Annotated in this window: 19 protein-coding genes; 10 read left to right on the forward strand and 9 right to left on the reverse strand. The window is 65.9% G+C overall.

The annotated features are described in order from the left end of the window. Window positions 1-49: 49 nt before the first annotated feature. A complete protein-coding gene (locus ACIBG0_RS14610) occupies window positions 50-1,648 on the reverse strand; it encodes an acyl-CoA carboxylase subunit beta (protein WP_397032576.1) in 1,599 nt (532 codons plus the stop codon). A 565-nt stretch (window positions 1,649-2,213) separates the two neighbouring features. On the opposite strand from ACIBG0_RS14610, the gene ACIBG0_RS14615 reads away from it, so the two are divergent. The 3 genes from ACIBG0_RS14615 (at window position 2,214) to ACIBG0_RS14625 (ending at window position 5,879) form a co-directional block, all read left to right on the forward strand. After that, window positions 2,214-2,603, forward strand: coding sequence for a hypothetical protein (locus ACIBG0_RS14615; RefSeq protein ID WP_397032577.1), 390 nt, complete (start codon window positions 2,214-2,216; stop codon window positions 2,601-2,603). Between the two features lie 70 nt (window positions 2,604-2,673). Further along, window positions 2,674-3,390 carry an ABC transporter ATP-binding protein gene (locus ACIBG0_RS14620; protein ID WP_397032705.1) on the forward strand — a complete coding sequence of 239 codons (717 nt, stop codon included), beginning with the start codon at window positions 2,674-2,676 and terminating at the stop codon, window positions 3,388-3,390. Next, window positions 3,387-5,879: an FtsX-like permease family protein gene (locus ACIBG0_RS14625; RefSeq protein ID WP_397032578.1), complete on the forward strand. Its 2,493-nt coding sequence runs from the start codon at window positions 3,387-3,389 to the stop codon at window positions 5,877-5,879. The genes ACIBG0_RS14620 and ACIBG0_RS14625 overlap by 4 nt, the downstream gene beginning before the upstream one ends. A 67-nt stretch (window positions 5,880-5,946) precedes the next feature. Here the strand turns inward: ACIBG0_RS14625 and ACIBG0_RS14630 are convergent, their stop codons facing one another. Next, entirely contained in the window at window positions 5,947-8,115 is a 2,169-nt protein-coding gene (locus ACIBG0_RS14630; RefSeq protein WP_397032579.1) for a protein kinase, read from the reverse strand. Between the two features lie 263 nt (window positions 8,116-8,378). Between ACIBG0_RS14630 and ACIBG0_RS14635 the strand changes: the two genes are divergently transcribed. Next, window positions 8,379-9,266, forward strand: coding sequence for a hypothetical protein (locus ACIBG0_RS14635; RefSeq protein WP_397032581.1), 888 nt, complete (start codon window positions 8,379-8,381; stop codon window positions 9,264-9,266). On the opposite strand, the gene ACIBG0_RS14640 is transcribed toward ACIBG0_RS14635, so the two are convergent. Beyond that, window positions 9,263-9,928, reverse strand: a complete 666-nt coding sequence (locus ACIBG0_RS14640) for a response regulator (RefSeq protein WP_397032706.1) — start codon at window positions 9,926-9,928, stop codon at window positions 9,263-9,265. The genes ACIBG0_RS14635 and ACIBG0_RS14640 overlap by 4 nt on opposite strands. A gap of 199 nt (window positions 9,929-10,127) precedes the next feature. Then, window positions 10,128-11,360: a sensor histidine kinase gene (locus ACIBG0_RS14645; RefSeq protein WP_397032582.1), complete on the reverse strand. Its 1,233-nt coding sequence runs from the start codon at window positions 11,358-11,360 to the stop codon at window positions 10,128-10,130. Between the two features lie 168 nt (window positions 11,361-11,528). Here ACIBG0_RS14645 and ACIBG0_RS14650 point away from each other — a divergent pair, with 168 nt between their 5' ends. From ACIBG0_RS14650 to ACIBG0_RS14665, 4 genes are all read left to right on the forward strand, one after another. After that, complete coding sequence (locus ACIBG0_RS14650; protein ID WP_397032584.1) at window positions 11,529-12,269, forward strand: hypothetical protein; 741 nt, start codon at window positions 11,529-11,531, stop codon at window positions 12,267-12,269. A 131-nt stretch (window positions 12,270-12,400) separates the two neighbouring features. Next, window positions 12,401-13,720: an alpha/beta-hydrolase family protein gene (locus ACIBG0_RS14655; protein ID WP_397032585.1), complete on the forward strand. Its 1,320-nt coding sequence runs from the start codon at window positions 12,401-12,403 to the stop codon at window positions 13,718-13,720. Between the two features lie 60 nt (window positions 13,721-13,780). Next, window positions 13,781-14,227 (forward strand): SRPBCC family protein, encoded by a 447-nt coding sequence (locus ACIBG0_RS14660; protein ID WP_397032587.1) that lies wholly within the window; start codon window positions 13,781-13,783, stop codon window positions 14,225-14,227. A gap of 570 nt (window positions 14,228-14,797) precedes the next feature. Beyond that, a complete protein-coding gene (locus ACIBG0_RS14665) occupies window positions 14,798-16,039 on the forward strand; it encodes an SGNH/GDSL hydrolase family protein (RefSeq protein WP_397032588.1) in 1,242 nt (413 codons plus the stop codon). A gap of 190 nt (window positions 16,040-16,229) precedes the next feature. On the opposite strand, the gene ACIBG0_RS14670 is transcribed toward ACIBG0_RS14665, so the two are convergent. Next, on the reverse strand, window positions 16,230-16,478 hold the full coding sequence (locus tag ACIBG0_RS14670; RefSeq protein ID WP_397032589.1) for a TetR-like C-terminal domain-containing protein: 249 nt from the start codon (window positions 16,476-16,478) through the stop codon (window positions 16,230-16,232). Between the two features lie 35 nt (window positions 16,479-16,513). Between ACIBG0_RS14670 and ACIBG0_RS14675 the strand changes: the two genes are divergently transcribed. Further along, the gene (locus ACIBG0_RS14675; protein WP_397032591.1) at window positions 16,514-17,359 is read left to right on the forward strand and encodes an SDR family NAD(P)-dependent oxidoreductase; all 846 of its coding nucleotides are present in this window, start codon (window positions 16,514-16,516) and stop codon (window positions 17,357-17,359) included. A gap of 64 nt (window positions 17,360-17,423) precedes the next feature. On the opposite strand, the gene gatA is transcribed toward ACIBG0_RS14675, so the two are convergent. Further along, window positions 17,424-18,938, reverse strand: coding sequence for an Asp-tRNA(Asn)/Glu-tRNA(Gln) amidotransferase subunit GatA (gene gatA, locus ACIBG0_RS14680; RefSeq protein WP_397032593.1), 1,515 nt, complete (start codon window positions 18,936-18,938; stop codon window positions 17,424-17,426). After that, entirely contained in the window at window positions 18,935-19,234 is a 300-nt protein-coding gene (gatC, locus tag ACIBG0_RS14685; RefSeq protein ID WP_397032595.1) for an Asp-tRNA(Asn)/Glu-tRNA(Gln) amidotransferase subunit GatC, read from the reverse strand. Before gatC ends, gatA begins: the two co-directional genes overlap by 4 nt. A 261-nt stretch (window positions 19,235-19,495) precedes the next feature. On the opposite strand from gatC, the gene ACIBG0_RS14690 reads away from it, so the two are divergent. Next, window positions 19,496-20,146, forward strand: coding sequence for an amino acid-binding protein (locus ACIBG0_RS14690; protein WP_397032596.1), 651 nt, complete (start codon window positions 19,496-19,498; stop codon window positions 20,144-20,146). Window positions 20,147-20,195: 49 nt separating this feature from the next. Here ACIBG0_RS14690 and ACIBG0_RS14695 read toward each other — a convergent pair whose 3' ends face one another. Both ACIBG0_RS14695 and ACIBG0_RS14700 read right to left on the reverse strand, forming a co-directional pair. Then, window positions 20,196-20,705, reverse strand: a complete 510-nt coding sequence (locus ACIBG0_RS14695) for a GNAT family N-acetyltransferase (protein ID WP_397032597.1) — start codon at window positions 20,703-20,705, stop codon at window positions 20,196-20,198. A gap of 63 nt (window positions 20,706-20,768) precedes the next feature. Next, a complete protein-coding gene (locus ACIBG0_RS14700; RefSeq protein ID WP_397032598.1) occupies window positions 20,769-21,113 on the reverse strand; it encodes a hypothetical protein in 345 nt (114 codons plus the stop codon). Window positions 21,114-21,323 lie beyond the last annotated feature (210 nt).

The following is a 21,323-nucleotide window of genomic DNA, read 5'->3' on the forward strand; positions in this document are numbered from 1 at the left end:
TCCTTTCAAACAACTACTCCGACTGGTACCGGCGCAACAGGGGGGTTCTCTACAGTGGTATGTTTCCGTGCCGCTTCGGATGCGATGGCTCGCGCTTGTCGTTCATGATGGAAAGTGCGGCTGCAATATTCCGCCGCGTCTCGGATGGCGCGATCACCGCATCGACATATCCGCGTTCGGCGGCTCGATAAGGCGTGCAATGGGTTTGGTCGTATTCGTCGATCAGCTTGCTGCGAAGAGCTTCGGGATCCGCTGCGTCGACGATTTGGTCGCGGTACAGAATATTTCCTGCGGCCGCCGCGCCCATCACCGCGATCTCGGCGGTCGGCCAGGCGAAGCAGATATCCGCGCGCAGGTGCTTGGAGCCCATGACAACGTACGCTCCGCCGTAAGCCTTACGAATAATCGTGGTGATCTTCGGAACCGTGGCCTCCGCGTAGGCATACAGCAGTTTCGCACCACGTCGGATGATGCCATTCCATTCCTGGTCGGAGCCGGGCAGGAATCCGGGTACGTCGACCAGTGTGACGATCGGGATATTGAATGCGTCGCAGGTCCGCACGAATCTCGCGGCTTTTTCCGATGCGTCTATGTCCAGGCACCCGGCGGATTTCAGTGGCTGATTTGCCACGATCCCGACCGAAGTCCCGTTGATCCTGCCCAGACCGCAGATGATGTTGGGCGCGAACAGTTGCTGTACTTCGAGGAAGTCGCCATCGTCCACGATGGCATCGACCACGGCATACATGTCATACGGCTGGTTCGCGGAGTCGGGGACCAGCGAGTCCAGCGTGGACCCGGCCCGACTCTTCCCCGCGGCATAGACGGGCGGGAGACTGTAGTTGTTGCCTGGTAGGTAGGACAACAGATCCCGCACATAATCGATCGCGTCTTCCTCGTCCTCGGCGAGATAGTGCGCATTGCCAGAACGAGAGTTGTGCACCTGAGCGCCGCCGAGTTCCTCGAGCCCCACCCGCTCGCCCACGGCGACGGCCAGTACATCGGGGCCGGTGACGAACATATGTGAGGTCTTGTCCACCATCACGACAAAATCGGTGAGCGCCGGCGAGTACGCCGCGCCTCCAGCGCACGGGCCCATGATGATCGAAATCTGCGGAACGACACCCGACATGCTGACGTTCCGGAAAAAGATCTCACCATAGAGCGCCTGCGCGACCACCCCCTCCTGGATTCGCCCACCGGCTCCATCGTTGATGCCCACCACCGGACAACCCGCCTTGGCGGCCAGATCGAGGATCTTGCAGATCTTTTCGCCATGCGCCTTTCCGAGCGTGCCACCGAAGACGGTGAAGTCCTGGGCGAACACCACAAGCGGCCTGCCATCCACGGTGCCATGGCCGATGACCACGCCGTCGCCGTTCGGATGGTCGTCCACATCCGAATCGGTCGAATGGTTCCGTGCGAAGGCATCGAGTTCGACGAAGGAGCCAGGATCGAGCAGTAGTGCAATGCGTTCCCTGGCAGTCTTCTTGCCACGTGAACGTTGCCTGGCAACTGCACGCGGTGTTCCAGGGGATCTGGACCGGGCTGTCAGATCATGTAACGCCGCGAGCTTCGCCGCCGTTCCATACCAACCCGTGCCAGGCTCGGTCGTGTGCCTGTCCGCGATCGGATTGTTGGTCACCATGAACGACTTTCCGGGGTCAGAGATAGCGAGCAGCGAAGATTTTTCGCCATCGAATCGTGGGTCGCGACGGTATCGATCCGAGCCGATCCGGTCAAGCCCGCGGGGGCGTGCCGTATCAGGGCGGTCACCGCTGATCCGGTTGTCGGTCAGGCGGTGAATGCTGTGCACGTGGTGTCCTGTTCTGCGGATTCGGTGCTGTTGGTGGCGGCGCGAGGATTGGACCAGCTCCAGTCCGACGTAGCGGCGGCCTTTCGAATTACCGAAAAATCTTTAACATCCATTGACAAAGCGCGCCGCGACCGCGCCGACCCGACCACGCTCGCGTGTGCTCGATGTGGTTCACATCCGAGCTGATCGTCGCGTCCGACAGCCCGGCGACGCTCGCGCGGCACGAACCCGGCCAGCACTCGGTCTCCAGCGCCACCAGGTCGGAACCGGTGCATCGTGCTCAGAGCGGGCCGCGGCTCCTACCCCGGTAGGAGATCGATTCGCGTCCCTGGCACGAAGACACCGTATTTCGCCATCCGTAGCGTGAGATCTACCAAATCACGGAAGGACATAGGCGATGTCCGATCATTTCGAACGGCCTGCGAACAATCGCTACGGCGAACATTTCGAGGGACCGAACAGTCGCAATGGATGGGAAGATCATCACCGTCGAACCGAGATCGTGCACACCGTACTCACCCGCGCGGCGATCGATCCGGCAAGTCCCGACCTGTTCGCGGAGATCCCGGAACTGGACCGGTTGTTCGGCGGACCGGAGGGCCTCTTGCTCGCGTTGCGATATCGGTGGAATATCCATCTCGACGCGAAATTGGAGCAGGCACTGGTGCAGGGCCAATCCGCGGTGGAGGCCTATCTCGAACTCGCCGCCGAACAACCTGTCCTGCGCGCCGTGCTGGACGCGCAATATCGCCGCCGAGTTCGAGCAGCCGAGGCGATGGCGCGGTAACGCGCCAGTGCGACACTGTGGTGCGCCACAATCCAAGATCGGATAGTTGAGAAAGAGGGTGGGGACCGCCATGTCGGACCGGGCCATGCTGGAACTGACCGAGATCACCAAGGAATATCGGGTCGGCGACCAGGCGGTGCGCGCACTGGACGGTATAAGCCTGCGCATCGAGTCCGGTGAATTCACCTCGATCATCGGACCCTCCGGCTCGGGTAAGAGCACATTGCTGCATCTGCTCGGCGCACTCGATACCCCCGACTCCGGGTCGATCCGCTTCCAAGGCGAGGAGATCGGCAACCTCGATGACGAGCGGCAGTCCGAATTCCGCCGCCACCGCGTCGGTTTCATCTTCCAGTTCTTCAACCTGCTGCCTACCCTCACCGCCTGGGAGAATGTCGCGATCCCGAAGCTATTGGACGGCACCGGATTACGTAAAGCCAAACCGCGCGCACTCGAACTGCTCGACCTGGTCGGGCTGAGCGATCGCGCCGCCCATCGGCCCGCCGAATTGTCCGGCGGTCAGATGCAGCGGGTCGCGGTAGCGCGGGCATTGATCATGGATCCGCCGCTGATCCTGGCCGATGAACCGACCGGCAACCTGGATTCCAAGACCGGTGCGTCCATCTTGAAACTGCTCGGCGACATCGCGGGCAACGGTAATTCAGTGGTTATGGTGACCCACGATATGGGCGCGGTCGAATATTGCGACCGGGTGATCACGTTGCGCGACGGGCGAATCGGCGCCAATGACAAGGTCGATAACGCCACGCGGACAGTACGCGCGTGATCGGCGCGGCATGGGATCGGCTGCGGCTGTTCAATATCGGTGAACTGCTCGCCCACCGCGGCCGCACCCTCATGTCACTGGCGGTGATGTCGATTTCGGCATCGCTGCTGGTCGCGGTGTTCAGCATTTCCGGTTCGGTCACCGGTTCGGTGGACCGGCTCACCCGCAGTCTCGGCGGCAAGGCGGTGCTGGAGGTCACCGGGATCACCGATGCGGGCTTCGATCAGCGGGAACTGCAACCGATCGCGACCACTCCCGGCGTCGACAAGGCGGTGCCGATGCTGCGCGCGCAGGTCGGCTCCGGTGCCGATAAGGCGCTGCTGATCGGCGCGGACACCAGCATCACCGCACTCGGCAGCGATCTGGGCGGGCCGATGGCCGCGCAGGCGAGCAAGATGCTCACCGTGCCGAACGGTGTCCTGGTCGGATCCGGGATGGGACGCGCCGAAGGGGAACAATTCCCGCTCGGCACCGGAACCGTCACCGTCGCAGCAGTTCTCGATAAAAAGACCTCGAAGCAACTCAATGGCGGCCACATCATCGCCGCCCCGCTCGGGCTCGCGCAGAAACTCACCGACCGCGTCGGGCGGCTGGACTCGATTCAGATCATCGCGGCCGATGGCACCGATGCCGACCAGTTGCGCGAGACGCTGACCACGGTGGTCGACGGCCGCGCTGTGGTCGCCGATCCCGGACTGCGCACCGCGCAAGCCGGTGGTGCCATCCAGATCGTGCGGTACTCGACGCTCATGGCCTCGGCGGCCGCCCTGATCGTTTCGGCCTTTCTGATCTACAACGCGATGAGTATGGCCGTCGCCCAACGCAGGCCGGTGCTGTCCATGCTGCGGGCGATCGGTGGCAAGCGCGGGCCGATGGTGCGTGATCTGCTGGTCGAGGCGGCGCTGCTCGGCGTGCTCGGCGGTGTCGGTGGCTCGGCGGTGGGGGCAGCCATGGGGGGCGTCACGATCGACAGACTTCCCACCGCCATCATGCAATCGGTGGAGGCACGCACCGAATATATGGTGCCCGGGTACGCGATTCCGGTGGCGATCGGCGCCTGTATGGGGGCCAGTGTGCTGGCCGCCGCCATCGCGGCGCGGCAGGTGTACAAGGTCGAACCGATCGAGGCGCTGGCGCCGGTGGGAGTGGCGCGCACCGATACGACAAGTGCGGCGCTGCGCTGGACCTCGATCGTGCTGGGTGTCGGGCTGATTGTCGGCGCGATTGTCATTGCCGAGGCGGATCTGGGACGCGTGTCACTGGCCTCGATCTCGATGTCGTTCGCCGGTGCGGTGACGCTGTGCTTCGCCGCCACCGGACCGATCGTGCGGGCCGCCGCGGCGATCGCCGGACGCTTCGGCGCACCGGGCACGCTCGGGGCCACCACCCTCGAACGGGCACCGCGACGAGTGTGGGCCACCGCGATGACGGTGACGATCGGCGTAGCCGCCACCGTCGCGATGGGCGGGAGTTCGCGCAATATGGTCGATTCGGCAACCGCATCCTTCGCGGGTTTCAGCGATACCGATCTGTTCGTCAGCACCAGCTCGATGGAGCAGTTCCCGACGGGACCGTTGCTGCCCAATGGATTACGCGAGAAGATCGCCCAGGTGCCCGGAGTCGAGAAAGTCGGGCCAGCGCAGATGGCCTTCGCCACCCTCGGCACCGGGCGGGTGATGCTGCAGGGCTATCCGAGCGAGGCGGACAAATCCGAGACCGGCTCGGTGAGTCGAGAAGTCATGGCCCACTTTGCCACTGGGGCAGGGGTGGCGATATCGCGGGATGTCGCGCGATCGCTCGGCGTCAGCACCGGGGCCGAACTGACCCTGCCCACCCCGACCGGCAACCACACCGTGCGGGTGCTGGACGTAATTCCCTACATCTCGGCCATCTCGGGTGTGGTCGTGATGGATCTCGACCAGATGCGCGCGTGGTACCAGCGACCGGGCGAAACCGTGCTGGCGGTGCATTTCCGACCGGGCGTGGACAAGTCCGCGGTGCAGGCTGCCGTGCGGCGCGTGGTGCCCGCGGATATCCACGTCGACACCGGCGCGCAGGCGGTCGTCGCCATCTCCTCCAGCCTGCGGCAGGGCTCGGCGATCAGTTACGCCATCCTGTGGATCGTGGTGTTGGTGGCGACGGTGGCACTGCTGAACACCTTGATGCTCTCGGTCTTGGAACGCCGCCGCGAACTCGGCGTCCTGCGCGCCATGGGCGCCAGCCGCAAATTCCTGACGCGCTCGGTGCTCGCCGAGGCAGTTGGCATCGGATTCATCGGCGCGGCAATAGGTCTCGCCGCCGGCGCGGCCATCCAATATCTGGCGACCGTCGCTGTCGGGCACGCCCTGACAATCGACATCACGTACCAGCCGAGCCCAATGCTGCTGGTGTACGGCACCGCCGCATTGGCATTGGCGCTGCTCGGATCGATTCCGCCAGCGTTGCGTGCGGCACGGATGCCGATCGTGGACGCGCTGGCGGTCGACTGAGCCGGCTGGGTCGTAGATTCTTTCCGGAGGCCCGATAACTTACGCAATTCAGCTGTCCTGCAAGTTATTACAACGGCGCTGCGTCCCACCATGCGGTTAGTGCGTCCTGGGCAGTTGGGGTCGGCGGGACGGTTTGTACCCCTCCAACCGTGCCATGGTTGCTCACGTACACCAGGAAATTCGCGCGGGCGGGGTCGGATTCGAAACTCACCACCAGTTTGGCTGTCTGGTAGAAGGGCTGAAGTGGGCCCGGTGGGTCTTCTACGGTCCAGCGGTGCGTGTTGACCGGGATTCCGCTTTTCTTGCCGGCCGTCGCGACATTGGCGGGTAGGGCCTGGACCACGGCTCGGGCGTCGGCGGCGGAGGCGTATTCGAGGATGGTGTAGCTCATCTGGGTGGTGGTCTGGGTTTCGCGGTGGCATTCCCAGGCGGTGATCCAGGGACTGGATTTCAGGGGTTCGTCCTCGATCCTCAGCGGTTCCCCGGCCTCCGATGCCATGCAGCGCGCGTCTTGATATGCCTCGCCGAAGTCTTCCTTGCCCTGTGGTACCAGATTCGGAAACAGCCTACGGCTCTTGGCAAGTGCATCGGATGCAGCGGCCGCCGTCGTGGCGGTAACCGGTGGCGGCACGGCGACATCGGACGGACCTTGCGACTCCCAGCCGACGACCACGAGCGTGCCCATTACCGTGATCACCGCGACCACGATGCCGACGGCGATCCAGCCGACCAGCACCGCCGTGCTCCGGCGGTGGTCCGGAGTCGATTGCGGGCCAACGGCATTCGGTGCGAAGGGGGTCGGCGCGGCACCGGGCGGCGATTGCGTCGGCTGACCCGGAATCGGTGGTCCTTGCGTCGGCTGGCCGGGAATCGGCGAGCCCTGCCCAGCTGGGGCCTGCATCGGCTGGCCCGGTACCGGTGCGCCCTGCATCTGTTGACCGTGGACCGCCACGCCCTGCATCTGTTGCCCCGGCGCCGCTGGCCCCTGTACGCCCTGCTGCGGCGGAACGGCCTGCTGCGGTGCCGCCGGATATGCCGCAGCTTGCGGCGCCCCCGACTGAAGTGGAGCTGCCGGAAACCCCGCTGCTTGCGCCGATGGCCCCTGCGTCGCCGGTGCAGCCGGCTGCGGCACCGGCTGCTGCGCAGGTGCCGCCGGGTAACCCGCTGCCTGCGGCGCCCCCGGTTGCGGTGCCGGTGGATAGGCCTGCGGCGCACCATATCCCGCAGGACCGACCGCCTGCGTGGACTGTACGAAGGCCGCCTGATCCGCGGGCGCACCGAATCCCGGTGCGGGCGGCGCGGAGCCAACGACCTGTCCCTGATACACCGGGGGAAAGCCGGGATTCACCTGCACGGTGGCGACCGGCGGCGCGGTCAATGCTTTGCGGGCCGCGGCGGCGAATTCGACACATGTCGCGAACCGATGCTCAGGACGTTTGGCCATCGCCTTGGCGAGCACCCCGTCCAGTGCGGGATTCACTCCCTGCCGTCGGGCTGCCAATGGCGCGGCGAGGTGTTGCAGATGGCCGCGGATGATGTCGTTCGGATCGGGGGCGTCGAATGGCGCCATGCCGGTGAACAGCCAGTACAGTGCGCACGCCAGCGAATATTGATCGGTACGGTTGTCCAGCTCGGCACCGGTCATCTGCTCCGGCGAGGCATAGGACAGGGTCGCGCTGAACATGCCGGTCTGGGTGAGGTGAGTGGAGTCCTCGCGCAACCGGGCGATGCCGAAGTCGGTCAGGAAGACCCGCTCGCCCTGCCCACCGCTGGAGCGAGCCAGCAGGAAGTTGGCGGGCTTCACATCCCGATGCAGCACGCCCATGCCGTGCGCGTAATCCAGGGCCGCCGCGACTCCCTCGATGATCTGCACCGCCCGCTCCGGCGGCAGCGTCATCGGGTCGACGGTCGCCGCGTCGACGCCGTCGATGTACTGCATGGAAATCCAGAGCTGGTTGTCCTCGGAGCCGCGATCGTAGACGGCGACGATATTCGGATGGTCCAGATGCGCGGCCAGATCGGCCTCCCGCTCGAAGCGCGCACGTACCTCCGCGTCGGCGAACAGTTCCCGATTCAGCAGCTTCAGGGCCGTCTGCTTACCGAGTCGGGGGTGTCTTGCCAGGTATACCGAGCCCATCCCCCCTTGGCCGAGCAGCCGCTCCACGGTGAACCCGGCGAACACCTCACCGCTGTTCAGCAACGCGACCCCCTTCAGGTGACTGCGGCCCTCGGACATCGGTCGTCCAAACGCGTAAACAGAGTTGTGAGCCTACCGGGTAGCCCCTTGGCCACGCCGTTTCGAATTCTCCGGGAAAATCGGCGAAACTATCAACAGGGCGTCTTCACCGTGTCAGCCGCTGGCCCGACCCGGTGTTGATCGCGCGACGCCCGGTCACCGACCGGGCGGGTGTGACGAGGATGTTTTTCGCACCGCCGATGGAACAACGGGTGTCTGGTTGTGGTGGTGGGAAGAACGCGGCGGTGAGGTCTACAACAACGATGGTGAATTATCGGGTGGCGCTGCGCGGCGCGGCACTCACGGTTTTGGTCACACTCACCTCCTGTTCGCTCTTACCCAGCACGCACGACGCGCCCGCGGAGCCGGCGCTACCCGTCGAACGGCCCGGTTCCTGGCATCCCGGTTGGTCGATCTCACGGCCCGATTCACTGGCCGCCGACTTCACCCAGCTACAGCCGAATCTGCTCGGACAGGTCGGGATGGCGATCATGCCGGTCGGCGGCGGCCGGATGACCATCTTCGGCGACTGGACCAGCGGCATCGCCTGGTCCACCATCAAAGTGCCGCTGGCCATCGCGGCGCTGCGGCACGACCCGACCGGCGTCGTCGAATACGCGCACGAGGCGATCACCGTCTCGGATAACGATGCGGCCGAAGCGCTGTGGCAGTCGCTCGGTGACGGTGAAGAGGCCGCGCGGGCGGTCCAGGGGGTCCTCGACGAGGCCGGTGACGCGCTGACCAATGTGTACGGACCGAAGACAAATCTGGATTACAACGCATTCGGCGCGACCGAATGGACGCTGGCCAATCAGGTGCGTTTCGCCTCGCAGTTGCCGTGCCTGCCCGAATCCGCCACCGTGGTCGAGCTGATGGAACAGATCACGCCGGAGCAGCGCTGGGGGCTGGGCACCATCGAGGGCACCGAATTCAAGGGCGGCTGGGGGCCCGACGACGAAACCGGCGTCTACACGGTCCGCCAGTTCGGCATCGTGCCGACGCGATCGGGCGGTGTCGCGGTCGCGCTTGCGGCACAGGCGGAGTCGGGCACCTTCGAGGACGCGACCGAGCTGCTCGACCGGCTGGCCCGGCTGCTTTCACGACACCTCGACGATCTCAACGGCGGTAAGTGCCAGCAGCAGCCGCGCTAGCCCGGGGTGACCAGACCGGATTCGTAGGCGAGCACAACGGCCTGCGCGCGGTCGCGTAGATTCAACTTCGAAAATACCTTGGAGACATGGGTTTTCACGGTCTGCTCAGCGACGAACAGTGCGGTGGCGATCTCGGTATTGGACATACCTTTGGCGATCAACTCCAGTACCTCACGTTCACGCGGCGTCAGTGACGCCAGCGCGGGTGTCGGCTTGACCCGGCTCGCGGTGCGGCGGCGGGTGACATCGGCGATCAAGCGGCGGGTGACCGTCGGGGCGAGCAGTGCCTGCCCGTCAGCGACCACGCGCACCGCACGCACCAACTCCTCAGCGGGCGCATCCTTGAGCAGGAAGCCGCTGGCGCCGATGCTCAGCGCCTCGTAGACGTAATCGTCGATATCGAAGGTGGTCAGCATGAGCACCCGCACCGGCGGGTCGAAACCGGCGGCGAGGATGGCGCGTGCGGCGTCGAGTCCGTTCATCTCCGGCATGCGCACATCCATCAGCACCACATCCGGGCGCAGCCGCTTCGCCTCCGCGACTGCCACCTTCCCATCCGGCGCGTCACCGACCACGCTGATATCGGATTGGGCGGCGAGCAGGGCGCCGAAACCCTGGCGCACCATGGCCTGGTCGTCGGCGATCAGAACAGTAATTGACAGCTCGTCCGCCTCTCCGCGTACTCAGGCCATATCAGTCAGGCGCGTGATCGGGAGCCTTCAGGTCCTGCGGCAGGTGCAGCACCAGTTCGGGCGTACCCGATGAGTTACCCATGCACTAACGAAATCAGTTGCCCGATAGGCAAAGAGTCACAATACAGATAGTCGCGCAGATGCCGGTATTCCGTTGTCGTGCCGATGGTCAGACGTCGTTGGCAGCGCCCATTGCCGCGGGTGTCACCGGTCTGGAGCCCGGTCCCGGAGTCGAAGCGATCGGCAGCCGAGCCACGACCTCGAAACCGCCGTCCGCACGTGGGCCCGCCGATACCTCACCGCCGACCGCGAGCGCACGTGCCTGCATGCCCGCAATGCCGTGGCCGCCGTTGCCGACCGGACGGGCGACGGTCGCACTCAGCGCATTGCCGACGCTCAACCGCAGCGCGTCGCCGCCGATCACGATCGATACCCGCACCGGCGCGCCCGGGGCATGCCGGGAGGCATTGGACAGTGATTCCTGGACGATCCGATACAGCGCGAGGCCGACCGAATCCGGCACCAGATCGAGCAGTCCATCGACAGTCCAGTCGATGCGCACACCGGCCCGGCGGGCGCCCTCGAACAGGCCGAGCACATCGGCCGCCTTCGGTTGTGGCGCGTGTTCGGGCAGTTGGCCATCGCTGCGCAGTACGCCGAGCATGCCGCGGATCTCGTTCAATGCCTCGCGGGCGGTCGAGCCGATGGATTCGAATTCCGCGCGTGCGGCGGGACTCACGCCCTCGACCCGGTACGGCGCGGTCTGGGCCTGCACCACGACGAGAGACATGTGGTGGGCGACGACATCGTGCAGGTCACGAGCGATCCGGGCCTTCTCCTCTAGGATGGCGCGCCGGGCCCGCTCCAGATCGTTCTCCTCCTCCTGGGCCAGCAACTGTTGCCGCGACTGCACCAGCCAGCGCACCAGCATCGCGAACAGCACGACCGCGGCGAAGGCGATCGGCCAGGCCCATGCGGCGCCGGAGATATCGCCGTCGCTGGTCATCGTGGTGGCCAGCAGCAACGAGGTGGCACCCCAGGCGACCGCGACGATCGGGACCGTGGCGCGCAGGGCCACCGCGAACAGCAGCGCGAACAGACACAGGATGTGCACGACCTGGATCGGGATCTCATTGTCCGGCTGATTCGGGATGGCCAGCGCGATGAGCAGCGCCGAGCCAGCGGATATCGCCCACCCCAGGGCCGGGTTGAGCCGGATCAGCAGGATCGGGAACGCGGCGAGTGCGGCGATGAACGGCTGCACCGCGACCGGGACGTGATGGGTGAGGTGCAGTGTCGGCCATGCGACGGCGTAGAAGATCACCGCGAGCAGCACGGTGAACGCGTCGAACCACATCCGCGCGTTCATCCCCTTGATCCAGCTACGACGTTGTTCCCTCATGGCTACGACAGTAGGAAGCCGAGCGGTCGTGGTCCTCATACCCACGGGTGAATTCCGCTCCAGTACCGCAGTGGGAGGACTCGACTGCGCTCCCCCAGCGGCACGGGCCGGTAAACCGCTCTGCGGCGTGAGGTGGCGTAGCGGGATGGATTTCTAGCGTCGAGCACCATGAGCACACCGACCATCGATGCCGGCGCCCGAATCCAACCCATCGCCCAACGCTGTGCCGCATTGACCGCGGCCGCGCTGACCACCCTCGCGGCCGCTCTCATGTTGGCGCCCGCCGCGCACGCCGCCACCGTCGAGCGACCGGTGGAGAATGCCTCGGCCGGCGCGGCGGTGGTCGAGCTGACCTCGGGTGGGCCGGGGTCCGTCGATGCGATTCCCGCCGATTTCGCGGAACGGTTCGGCTATCGCCCTGCTGTCGCCGACGGGCTGGTGGTGGATCCGAACGGAGAGTGTTCGTCGCCGGTGACATTGCCCAGCGAGTTCGAAACTGCGTGTAAGGCACACGATTTGGGCTATGACCTGCTGCGCTACGCGGACGCGCACGGTCAGCCACTCGGAGGTTGGGCCAGGCAGGCACTTGATGCGACGCTGGCCGTGCACATGCACGAGGCGTGCGCGGCTCGTGAGGACGGGTTTTCGCGGGCCCGGTGCGATGCGATGGCGAGTATCGCGAATACGTTCGTCGAACTGAATTCGCGCCGGCAGGACTATGGGGTGCCGGTTGTCGAACCCGGTTTCGGGGCGGGGGATTGCGGTTTCATCGTCGGTGGCGGTCTGGTCGCGCTCGGGGCGGCCGGGGTCCTGCCGTCGGTCAGGCGGCGGATCGCGGGTGCGCGGGATCGTCGTCGTGCTTCGGTACGAGTTTCGGATCGTATAGGCGTTGTGGGGGTTCAGGCATGAGCACGTTGACCACGACCAGACCGGTGTCGGCCCCGGGCACGAACCCATCCGGTGAGGTATATGACACGGGTCGGTCGACTCGCCAGAGACACCACTGGAAGAGGCTTACCACCACAGGGTTTCATAGTGCTGTGCGGCCGCGGATCGGCACGACGCTCGCAGTCGGTCTCGGCACTACGATGTCGCTGGCACCCAGCCTACTTCCGCGCACATCGAGCGCCCAGGCCATGGTGACCGGGTTGCTCGTCGTTGTCGCGCTGGCCGTGGCGGGAGTTCTTCGATTTGCTTTGCGGCGCTTCCATATCAATGGGCGGCCGAATCAATTCCGTGCCCCATTGCTCGGCTTGACCACGGTCGCGGTTCTTGGCATGGTCGCGCACGCAACCCATTGGCAGAACCGGTTGCGGATGGCGATGGGTACGGCGCTGATCGGTCCGGATTACTGGCTGCGCTGGGGACTCGTATCCGTCGTTATCGTCGGTGTATTCGTCGCAATCGCGCGAGCGAGCGGGTTGTTCGTCCGGAAGTTGGGTTGGGCGCGCGGTATTGCGGTGTGCGTAGCGGCGGCGTCGGTGCTCTATCTCATCGGGGTACCCGCGGTCGTCGACTGGCGACGCAACGCCTATGCCGCCGCGAATGCGACGATCGATCCCGCACTGGTGCGACCGGTTTCGTATGCCCGATCCGGTAGCGCCGAATCCGCGATCAGCTGGACATCACTAGGTGCGGAGGGACGTAAGTTCGTCACCGGAGCGCCCGCCGGACCGATTCGGGTGTATGTCGGGCTCGATTCCGCACCGGATCTCGATTCCCGTGTGGCCCTAGCCATTCGAGAACTGGAGCGGTCCGGCGGATTCGAACGGTCGAATATCGTGCTCGCGGTGCCGACCGGGTCCGGATGGATCGATGCGAATGCGGTTGGCGGATTCTACGAACGCTTCGGCGGTGATGTCGCCCTCGTCGGGATGCAGTACTCCTACGCACCCAGTTGGGTGAGCTTCGTCTTCGGGCGCGACGGTGCGGTCGCCTATGCGCGAGCGCTGTTCAATGCCGTGGAGCGCCGCGTAGGCACGCTCGATCACAAGCCCAAGCTCTATGTCTACGGGCAGAGCCTCGGCGCACTCGGCGGCAGCTCGATATTCGCCGACGACGCCGATCAGGACCGCCGTACCTGCGCGACCCTCTGGGCGGGTCCGCCCGCTGGTCAGGTGCACCGGGCGGGCGCGACCGTATTGGCCAACAGCTCTGATCCGGTGGTGCACTGGTCGCCATCGCTGCTGTGGCGCGCACCCGAACTCCGCGGGGTGCGAGTGGACGCCCCTGTGCCGCAATGGCTTCCGGTGATCAGCTTCCTGCAGACCAGCGCCGATCTACTGGCCGCACTGAATGCACCGCCGGGCCACGGCCACCGCTACGGCACCGATCAGGGCACCGCCATGGGCACATGTTGACCCGCGACTTCCCTGCTGAGAGGCTTGATCAGCTATAGAACTTGTTCTAATTTGCTAACCATGCCCTTTGTCATCGATGCCACCGTCGAGATCGACGCCCCCGCCGAACTGGTGTGGCAGGTGATCACCGACCTCCCCCGCTACGGCGAGTGGAACCCCTTCTGCATCGAATGCCGCAGCACCCTCGTCCCTGGCGAGCCGATCGATATGCTGGTCGTACTCTCCGGCTCCACGCCGCGCCGCCAGCGCGAATGGATGGTCTCGCACACCCCCGGCACCGAACTCAGCTACTCGATGAAGCCAGTCCCCCTCGGCGCCCTGCACAGCCTGCGCTCACACCGAGTCACTTCCCTCGGCCCCGACCACACCCGCTACGAATCCCACTTCGAACTCGGCGGGTGGCTGCACCCCGTCGTCGAGGCCGCCCTCGGCAAGAACCTGCGGCGCGGTTTCGCAGGCATGACCGAAGGCATCCAAAAGCAAGCCGAATCCCTGCGCGCCCACTAGCGCCCCCTCGGAGGTACCGAACCGCCCAATCCCCGCGGCGTTATCGCATACCTCACACAGCGACCTGCCGCCCGCCGCGCCGCGTCTCGCATAAGAACTTGTGCGAAAGGTCGGGCGTCGAGTAAGCCCGGGCACGCAGCTCGATACCGGGCTGTCCGACAGCCCAGACCGTGCGCATACGACCGTGCGCGGGAGCGCGTGGTCGGGCTGAGACTCGACGTCACCGTCTGGCCGCGCAATACAAACCCAGACCACGCTCGCACGAACACGCGCAGGAGCGGCTGTGTCGGCGGAACCAGGGGCGCACAGTTCGAGCTCGATACCGGCCGCGCGATGTGCTGGGGCAGCACTGTGCGAACGTGTGCGCGGGCGGGATGGACGATCGCTATTGCGGCATCGAGGTTGATGCAGGCGCACCACCCCAGACGAGATGTGCGCGACGTTCGGGTGTCGATCGGGGCGGGGTGTGGTCAGGGTCTCTTCGGGGTAAGGGGGGAATGTGGATTCGGGCCGGGTGGTTGTGCGGACGGTCCGGTGAAACGGACCAGACCGCAACAGAATGGATTTCGCGTGCGTACAGTTCGTGCCCTGATAACTATGCTGCTGTTCTTATTGCCCGCCGCCGTCGTCACCGCCAGTGCGACGCCACCGGAAAAATGCATTTGGACTACGGTCTGGTCGACCTCGGCGCATCGGCCGAGCAAGGCCTTCGTGGCCAATTGGGCCGAGACCGGATTCGCGAATCAGACTGTGCGGCAGGTAGTTCGGGTCAGTGACGGCGGTCCGGCCATTCGGGTTCGGCTGACCAACCGCTACGGCACGACACCGCTCGCGGTCGCGGGCGCGACCATTGCCCGCAGCGCCGCCGATGGCGCGATCCATCCGGAGACCCTACAGAACCTGACGGTCGGCCTCGCACCGTCGTTCCACATCGAACCGGGAGCCGATCTCGCGACCGATCCGGTCGCGCTGCCGCTGGCGCCGTTGGAGTCGGTCACCATCACCCTGTACCTGGCCGACCCGACCGGCCCAGCCACCCAGCACGCCCAGTCCTTCGCCACCACCTACCGCGCCGCTGGCGACCACCGCGCCGACCCGACCGCCGCGGCCTTCACCGAGACCAGCCAATCCTGGTACTACCTGGCCGCAGTCGAGGTCGCCGATGTCGTGCCGCCGCGCTCGGCGGTGGTCGCCTTCGGCGATTCGATCACCGACGGCGTCGGCTCCACCGGAAATGCCGACAACCGCTACCCGGATGAACTCGCCGAACGCCTGGCCGCGGCAGGCACCCCGCGCGCCGTGCTGAACGAGGGCATCGGTGGTAACCGTGTCACCGTCGACTCGAGCTGGCTCGGTGACAGCGCCCGGACCCGGTTCCGCCACGATGTGCTCGACCAGCCCGGCGTAGGCACCGTGATCATCCTGGAGGGCACCAATGACATCGGCCTCAGCTCGGGTCTGGCCGCACTGGACACCGTCGTCGATGTTTCCCCCGACCAGCTCATCACCACCTACCGTGACCTGATCCGCCAGGCCCGCGCCGCCGGACTCCGCGTCCTCGGTGCGACCATCCTGCCCTTCGGCGATTCGCCCTACTTCAACGATGCCGCCGAAGCCAAACGTCTCGCGGTCAACGAATGGATCCGCACCGCAGGCGAATACGACGCCATCGTCGACCTCGACGCCGCCCTCGCCGACCCGACCAACCCGCACCGGCTGGCCCCCGCCTACGACAGCGGCGACCATCTCCACCCCAATGACGCCGGGTACCGCACCATGGCCGCAACCATCAACCCCGCCGACATCCGCTAACCCACCTCTCCATCACGCCTGCGGAAGGCAGTCCAACCCCGAGCACTCGGCGCGAGCCGAATCACCTCGATCCGTATTTTCCGGGGCCAACCGCCGATGAGGCCGGTCCTCGAACATCATCTCGCCTCCGCCGCACCCGGGCACCCACCTCGCTGTCCGGACTGATCGTATCGCGCACGCGATCAACAGGTCAGGGCCCGAGGTGGGCCAGCACGGCTTCGACAGTGGCGTCGGCGTAGGAATCGGTCAGGCCCGCAAGCCCGAGCGACCACCGGGATTGGATCGGGCCGAGCAGCAGATCGATGGCGAAGTCCGAATCGAGATCGGAGCGCAGCTGCCCGGCTCGGACAGCGGCAGTCAGCCGTTCGGCGATGGCGGCACGCTGTGGGAGCAGGAGTCGCTCGCGGTAGGCGTTGGCGAGTTCCTGATTGATCGCCAAACGAGACGGTGCGTCTCGTGACGAAAGGATCGACAATGACCAGAACCTGGTTCATCACCGGCGCGAATCGCGGGCTCGGTCGGGCTTTCACACTCGCCGTCCTCGCCGGTGGCGACCGCGTTGTCGCGACCGCTCGCGACCTGCGATCGATGTCCGATATCGATGACGAACGATTGACGGTGCTGCCCTTGGATGTTCGCGACCGCGACCGTGCGATCGCCACGGTGAACGAGGCATTCGCGGCCGCGGGCAGCATCGACGTGATTGTGAATAACGCCGGATACGGTTTGGTCGGTGCGGTCGAGGAACTGACCGAAGCCGAGATCCGCGCCCAGATGGATACCAATTTCTATGGCGCGCTGTGGGTTTCGCAGGCTGCGGTGCCGCACCTGCGCAAGCAGGGATCGGGGCATATCGTGCAGATCTCGACCGTCGGCGCGGTCGGCAGCCTGCCGCTTTTCAGCATGTACAACGCCAGCAAATGGGCGCTGGAGGGTTTCGGCACGTCACTCGCGGATGAGTTGCGGCCCTTCGGAATTCACGTCACGCTGGCACAGCTCGGCGGTTTCGATACCGACTGGGCGAAGTCCAGCATGAAGTTCGCGATGGCGCTCCCGGCGTACGACGACCTGCGTACCGGCATCCTTGGTATGCTGAACTACCCGGACCCCACCGCCCCACCGCCGGAGACAGATACCGATGGCGAGTGGGTGGAAGCGCCTCCGGAAGTCGCTGCGACAGAACTGATCGCACTGGTGAATATGCCGAACCCGCCGGTGCGCAAGGTAATCGGCCCCGGGGCACACCACATGGTCGCGATGGCATTGGACCAGCGGCGGCAGGACTACCTCAGCGATCCAGAGTTCGTCTGGCCCGCATAGGGATGCCCAGAGCGCCCATTCCCGTCGGGACCGAAACCGGAATGGGCGCTCAGGCCAGCACTTCTCAGGCGATCGGCCCGCGCGCGGCCTCGTACGCCGCACCGACGCGGTACAGCCGGTCATCGGCGAGCGCGGGAGCCATGATCTGCAGACCCACCGGCATCCCATCGTCCTTGCTCAATCCGGACGGCACCGACATCGCCGGATGCCCAGCCAGATTCGTGGGCAGCGTGCACAGGTCGGACAGGTACATCGCCAGCGGATCGTCGACCTTCTCACCCAGCTTCCACGGGGTGAACGGGCTGGTCGGAGAGACCAGCACGTCGACCTGCTCGTAAGCCTTGTCGAAGTCACGGGCGATCAGCGTGCGCACCTTGAGCGCCTGACCGTAATAGGCGTCGTAGTACCCGGCCGACAGCGCGTAGGTGCCGATCATGATGCGGCGCTTGACTTCCGGGCCGAATCCGGCGGCACGGGTCGCGGCCATGACCTGTTCCGCGCTGTGGTTGCCGTCGTCGTCGACGCGCAGTCCGTAGCGCATGGCGTCGAAGCGGGCCAGGTTCGAGGACACCTCGCTCGGCAGGATCAGGTAGTAGGAGGCGAGCGCGTATTCGAAGTGCGGACAAGACACTTCGACGACCTCGGCGCCCAAATCCTTCAGCACACCCACCGCCGCATCGAAGGATGCGATGACACCCGGCTGGTAACTGTCGGAGTGCAGTTCCTTCACCACACCGACCTTCACGCCGCGCAGATCACCTGTCGCACCTTCGCGCGCGGCGGCGACCACCGGCGGCACCGGCACATTGCGGGAGGTGGAGTCGCGCGGGTCGTATCCGGCGACCACCTCGTGCAACAGCGCGGTGTCGAGCACGGTGCGTCCGCACGGTCCGCCCTGATCCAGCGAAGACGCGCACGCGACCAGACCGAACCGGGACACGGTGCCGTAGGTCGGCTTGGTGCCGACCGTCGCGGTCACCGCGGCGGGCTGCCGAATCGAGCCGCCGGTATCGGTGCCGATCGCGAGCGGCGCCTGATGTGAAGCCAGCGCGGCCGCCGAACCACCGCCCGAACCGCCGGGAATCCTGGTGGTATCCCACGGATTCCGGGTCGGACCGTAGGCCGAGTTCTCGGTGGAGGAGCCCATCGCGAACTCGTCCATATTGGTCTTGCCGAGGATCGGAATGCCCGCGGCGCGCAACCGGGTGGTTAGCGTCGCGTCATAGGGTGCGACCCAGCCCTCGAGAATCTTCGAGGCACACGTGGTCGGCATATCCGTGGTCGTGAATACGTCCTTGAGCGCCAACGGAACTCCGGCCAGCGGCGAGGCGGGCGCCGCACCCGCGGCGAGCGCGGCGTCCACCGCGGCGGCCGCGCTGAGCGCTTCGTTCCCGGCCACGTGCAGGAAGGCGTGGTACTCGCCGTCGACGGCGGCGATCCGATCCAGATGTGCCTGGGTGACCTCCACCGAGGTCACCTCGCGGCCGTGGATCTTCGCCGCCAGTTCGGCGGCCGACAGCGCGGTCAGGTCGCGCCCACCGCCACCTCCCACGGAATCGCTACGCGATGCTGAACTCATTCGCCCTCTCCCAGAATCTGCGGGACCAGGAACCGCTGGTCCTCGACCGCGGGGGCGCCCGAGAGCGCATCGTCCGGGGTGAGGCCGGGAATGACCTGATCCGGACGCGTCACATTGGTCGTCGGATTCGGCGACGCGGTCGCTGGAACATCGGCGGCGGCGACCTCGGAGATGGTCCGCACGTGACTCAGGATCGAATCCAACTGACCGGCGAACTGATCCAGTTCGGCTTCGGACAGGGCGAGCCTGGACAGCCGGGCGAGGTGTGCGACCTCGTCGCGGGAAATGGCGGGCACCGCGGACCCCTTTCGGCATGATTGAGCTTGGTGAACGGCCACCGAACAGCCTAGCGACTCCCCACTCCACAACTTTCACAGGAGCCGCGCAGGCAACGACACACCCCTGCGGCTAGCGTGACACGCCGCTGCCGCGCGAATTCGCGCTGTGGCATCCGTCACTGGACGCACTTCGAGTCGATAACCGGGACTTGTGGGTGTAAGTATTGCGAGACCCGGGTATTCGTTTCAGAGCCTCGGCCGCCAAGGAAAGGAACGCGCGTGTCTTACCTGCTCCGCGTGCAACTTCCGGATCGACCGGGAAGCCTCGGTGCGCTCGCGCTCGCACTCGGCTCCGTCGGCGCCGACATCCTCTCCCTCGATGTGGTCGAACGGGGTGCTGGGTACGCGGTCGACGATCTCGTGGTCGAGGTGCCACAGGGTGCGCTACCGGACACCTTGATCACCGCCGCCGAGTCCATCGGCGATGTGCACGTGGACTCCATTCGCCCGTATTCCGGGGTGCTCGATACCCATCGCGAACTCGAGTTGATCGATCAGGTCGCCAGTGCCCGCGACGATCGGCTGCAGGTGCTCGTCGACGGAGTGCCGCGAGTGCTGCGCGTCGGCTGGAGCACGATCATCGATATGGGGCCGCAGGGTGCCTATCGTCTCGTCGGCAGCCAGAGTGCGCCGCAGACGCAGGCTGGTTCAGCGCCGTGGATGCCGTTGGAGAAGCCTGCCGTCCTGGATCCCGAGGGCGACTGGGTGCCGCAGATCTGGCGCGATATGGACACCAAGCTGGCCGCCGCCCCGCTCGGAAACACCGGCAAGGTGCTGCTGCTCGGACGTCCCGGTGGGCCCGACTTCCGTCCGTCGGAGGTGGCACGGCTCGGTTATCTCGCGGGGATCGTCGCGACGGCACTGGGCTGAGGACGCCCGACATTTCGACCGCCGCGCCGGTCCTTGCGCGCTATCGGATTCAGGCGGGGATATCCAGTCGAAGCACCGACAGCCACTCGCCCGCGTCGGTCTTCCAATCCCGTTCCGGCGCGGGGACGAAACCGAATCGGTCATAGATCCGCCGAGCGTCGACCATGGCTGGCATCGTGGTAAGCAGTACGGCGGCAAAGGATTCCGCACGTGCGATCTCGATGACGGTGCGCACCAATGCCGTTCCCGCACCGAGCCCGCGCGCCGACTTCGCGACGGCGAGCATCCGGAATTCCAACTCACCCGGTCGGGCGATCTCGGCATACGGCGTTCCCGGCCGAGCCACCGCCAGCGAACCAACCACCCGATCGTCGTGCACCGCGACCAGCACCTGCGCCGCACCCGCGCGATGGGTGATATCGGCGAGTTCGGTGACATACGGGCTGCCGGGACGCACATAGCCCTCGCCGACATAGACCTCGACCGTCAGGGCACCTACGGCGTCGTATTCGTCCGGGCGAGCGTCGCGAATGACGACTTCGGAGTCCTGCGCATCCATATCCGCATCCTCCCATCGCCCGAGCGGCCGATTCACAACAACCCGGTCGGTCGACCGAACTGGTCAGGATCCGAGCCCTGGACGCGCACCCGGATGCGAGATCTGCCAGCGTTCCGGTTTGCCGGCCGGGTAGACGACCGGGATGAGATCTCCGATGGCAGGCCAGTTGTCCACATCCCACACCAATCGGCCGTACACCACGGTGCCGGGAACCGAAGGCCCGGTGAGATTGCCGGTAATGGTCACGTATTGCTCGCCGGTCGCGTCGGGCCGCGGACTCACCCCGCTGACATACAGCGTCCCGCTCTCCGGATTCATGAGCCGGACACCGTTGCGCCCACGCAGGTAGAGCATGACCATCGCCACCAGCGCGCCGACCATGATCACCAGCATCCCGAACTGCACCATGGCACCCATGCTATTGCTCCGGGAAGCCATATGTGGCGCTGCTCGGCACGGCGGCAATGAGTCCGATGCAACGCTGGCCACACCATGTCACCGCGCCCGGTCCAGGCACGCGAACCGACGCGCCTCGAGGCGCGGGCAGCGACCGACGCCAGCACAGCACACTCACCGCCGTCGCAAACTGCACCACGCGACGGCACTCGAACCGCGGCG

Origin of the sequence: Nocardia sp. NPDC050630 (assembly GCF_044457245.1) — a bacterium.
Lineage (GTDB): Bacteria > Actinomycetota > Actinomycetes > Mycobacteriales > Mycobacteriaceae > Nocardia.